Source organism: Candidatus Bathyarchaeota archaeon (assembly GCA_025059045.1).
Classification (GTDB): Archaea; Thermoproteota; Bathyarchaeia; order Bathyarchaeales; family DTEX01; genus JANXEA01.
The window spans coordinates 1-3497 of record JANXEA010000016.1 but is presented as its reverse complement, the minus strand read 5'-3'; the positions used below and the strand labels follow the sequence as shown (position 1 = coordinate 3497).

Below are 3497 nucleotides of genomic sequence, written 5' to 3'. Positions count from 1 at the left end.
TCTCGGCCGCTCGACTATGTTTAGATTGTTAATTTCTTGCCTTAGCATTATTAGGCGAAGGAAGTGGAAGGTTCCATATAGGACGCCTCTGTCTGAGTTGCCTAGTATGGCGATGTAGCCGCCGCCAGACTTTTCGACTGTCCTGATCACAAACCCCTCTTCTCCAATCATCTCTTTCGCCTGCGATGCTGAGGGGTCATCTATAAATATGGTTCCGCAATCTTCCGCGTGCCGAGTTGTCCCTAAAAAGATGAAGTAAGGCTTTATGGGGGTTTTTGTGACGGTTGGTTTCTTACTAAGCATGCATTTCAGACCGTGCAGCAGTTCGCTTATGGCGGATCGAATTATTTGGGTATCCTCTATTGCCACTATGTTTGAGCACAATCCCCTGTACTGATCGAGTAGATTTGCTTCGTCCACTGGTGTGTACTGCAACCAGCAATGATATCCCTTATACCCAGCTCGGCTTTGATGGGCTGTGTTCACATTTACTCCTCCCACTGGTAAATGTTGCCGCCAAGGTTTATCTGTCCTTCGCTATATTTTTTGAATAGCGAGGAGAGCTAAAAACGTGAATTATAGGCTTCCCGGCATATGTTGTGGCTATTGGAATTTGGGAGGCATTATAATAAAATCATATTAGTTTGGGAGTGTTATTTTTTGGGGAATGTTTATGTGGTCTGGGGTAGGTTTGGGGAGAGATTCGCCGGATAAGGCTTCAGTTAGTCCGGAGCTATCCGTTATCGTACCAACCTACATGGAGAGGGAGAATATTGCAGAGCTTATTGAAAGGATTGAGCTTTCACTGTCGGATGTCGATTTTGAGATAGTGATCGTTGATGATTCAAGTCCAGATGGGACCGCGGAATACGCTGAGAGCTTAGGCCATCTTTATGGGAATGTTAAAGTGGTTAAGCGGCCTGGTAAGCTCGGTCTCAGCTCCGCGGTTCTTGATGGGTTTATGGAGGCTTCTGGGAAGGTCCTAGCGGTGATCGATGCAGACCTTCAGCATCCGCCTGAACTGCTTCGCAAAATGTATGAAATGATTACTCGAGGTCACGATCTAGTTATTGGGTCAAGATACGTGACTGGTGGGGATATTCGAGGTTGGGGATTGAGGAGGAGGATAATTTCTAGGGTCGCCGTGTTCTTGGCGCATATCATGGTGCCCAGATCCAGAAAGATCAAGGATGCAGTCTCAGGCTTCTTCATGCTTAAGAGATGTGTTGTTGAGGGTGTGCCACTTAAGCCTGTTGGCTTTAAGATCTTATTAGAGATTGTTGCCAAGGGTAGGTATGAGAATTTCGTTGAGGTGCCTTATACTTTTCAGTCTAGGAGGAAGGGGAGAAGCAGCTTCAATAGGAAGGAAGCTTGGAATTATATTGTGCACCTGAGTCGACTCCTCAGGAGCAAGTAGGGTGGACTGAAAAAGCCGTAGGCGGATCGATTCCCGTCATAATGTGCATCATAATTTTATTGTTCACTTAAGTTGTGTAAGTCTTTCGAGCAATGTCTTTCTTAATTCTGGGTTCTTATGCCATTTCATAGAGTACGTTCTGAACTCCTCGGCGGAGATTTTGCCTTTTGCTTTAAGGTCGTTTAGGAGTCCAATGAATTCGGCGAATTTTTTCTTTTTCTCCATATCTTCCCTCATATTCCTTCGGTGTGCTTCCCCTTATGATCTTTGGGGGCGTGTAACATTCGTAGAGGAATCTGCAGAAGTAGGTTATCTCCCAAGACCTGGTTATAGGAGAAGTTTCTTTCGCTCTTAGAATCTCTTCGGTTAGGGCTTCATATTTCTCGCCTAGACTCATGGTAGCATAATTTATTGGGCTCCACGGTTCCTCTTGGATTGTGTCTAGGAAGTACTCCATGTGGCTTGTGCTGAATATCGGAACCACTGAGCCTGTCTCATAATTGAGGCAGAATATGATCTTCTTTGCAATGTGGCTGTCCCCGCCTAGACCCTTAATCTTGCCCCAGGGAGCATCTACCTTATCAGCAAGAGACCTTTTTCTATCAACCGAAATGTAGAGCAGGTCCTTGAAGAGATCTAAGTGACTCCTTATCTCAATGTAAACTTTAGGGTAGGTTTTAAGTTCTCCGAGATACTTCAGGCGATACTCTATGTATCGGAAGAAGTCTCCGATCTCGCCTTTATCTGCCCTAAAAATGTCATCTGGAGTTAAGGTTTCTATTGAATCAGGCTTCTCGGCAAAAGGATATTTTGCCCTGAAAACCTTCAACTCCTTAAGATCTTCCTCAACCAAACGCCTAATAGCTCCGTCATTGTCGAAACTTCTGGCCTTCAGAATAACTTCATCCCTCATTAAACCGCCACTTTGACAAATCAGATATTTTCCGCTGCATGAATTAATAATTAATTGGTTATGATCGTTTTTAATAGGTTACTGGATTGCGTTGGGCAAGCTTTACATGGTTGTCTCGAAAGGTCCGACGTTCTTTTATCCGTTAATGATCGCTGGGAGATGAGCAGAAATATCTCGTACCCCCTCCCCAAGATTTCACTTACACCTTAAATATTTTTTTGATGATCTATGGCAATGCTTGATCTCCTAAGGTTGAAGAAACGAGAGAGATGTCTCTGCAGAGTTTATGCGTTAACGGTATGTTCGAGTCTCGGCTGTCGGGTAGTGAGATGTTAGGTTTCACTGTCAGCGTTGTTGATAGGCTTATTGGTGGGCTGCGGTGGGGAGACTTCATCCTCCTGTATAATTCGCGAATCTGCCACGTAATTTCGGAGGTGCTTTTTCTCCATTATTGGCTTAGAGGCGGGTTAGGTTCCTCTGCGGTTTTTGTTGATGGGGGTAATGTTTTCGATCCATACATAATCTCAGAATCTGCCCGTATGCTCGGGTTAGATCCGGAAGCCGTACTTAGGAACATCTGGGTTTCAAGAGCCTTCACCAGCTATCAGATGACAAATCTTCTTGTTGAGGGGCTTCCCAGGGTTATCGACCAGAAGGGTTCAAGGCTTGTTATGGTTTCGGATGTTACCTCACTCTACTGCGACCCTGAGCTCGAGAGGTTTGAGGCGAAAAAGACCTTTAACACTGTAACTTGCTATCTCTGGAACCTGGCCAAGGAAAAGAGGATAATTGTGGTTGCGACATCCCCCTCTGAGGGGGCAAAGAGGAAACGGTGCCTTGAATACTACCTTCTTGGGAGGGCTGATGTTGCAGTAAGGGTTGATGAGGGAAACTGCCGTTTGAGGCTGGTTTTAGAGAAGCATCCCTCTAAGCCGCCAGCTTCTGTGGACCTCTATTTAACTGGATGCGGAGGGCAGTCTCTCCTTGAAGATTTCTTGGGGGTGTGAGCCTTGGGCAGAACTATCCCATCTTACCGTATGATTCTTGAGTCTGAGATTAAGAGGTGGGAAGGCTTCTTGAAGGCTTTGAGGAGGGAGGACAGGGCTGCCTTTGAGGAGATGATGAATGAGTGTAGACGGTATGCTTCGGCTGCCGGATCCGCGGCGA

4 protein-coding genes are annotated in these 3497 nt (G+C 45.8%); 2 read left to right on the top strand and 2 right to left on the bottom strand.

What is annotated here, in order from left to right:
* The coding region (locus NZ952_06215) for a hypothetical protein (protein MCS7120776.1) at window positions 1-486 on the bottom strand (486 nt) is incomplete at its 3' end.
* A 187-nt stretch (window positions 487-673) separates the two neighbouring features.
* On the opposite strand from NZ952_06215, the gene NZ952_06210 reads away from it, so the two are divergent.
* Window positions 674-1417, top strand: coding sequence for a polyprenol monophosphomannose synthase (locus NZ952_06210; protein ID MCS7120775.1), 744 nt, complete (start codon window positions 674-676; stop codon window positions 1415-1417).
* Window positions 1418-1589: 172 nt separating this feature from the next.
* On the opposite strand, the gene NZ952_06205 is transcribed toward NZ952_06210, so the two are convergent.
* Window positions 1590-2330, bottom strand: a complete 741-nt coding sequence (locus tag NZ952_06205; protein MCS7120774.1) for a hypothetical protein — start codon at window positions 2328-2330, stop codon at window positions 1590-1592.
* 269 nt (window positions 2331-2599) lie between these two features.
* Between NZ952_06205 and NZ952_06200 the strand changes: the two genes are divergently transcribed.
* The gene (locus NZ952_06200) at window positions 2600-3337 is read left to right on the top strand and encodes a hypothetical protein (protein ID MCS7120773.1); all 738 of its coding nucleotides are present in this window, start codon (window positions 2600-2602) and stop codon (window positions 3335-3337) included.
* Window positions 3338-3497: the final 160 nt, after the last annotated feature.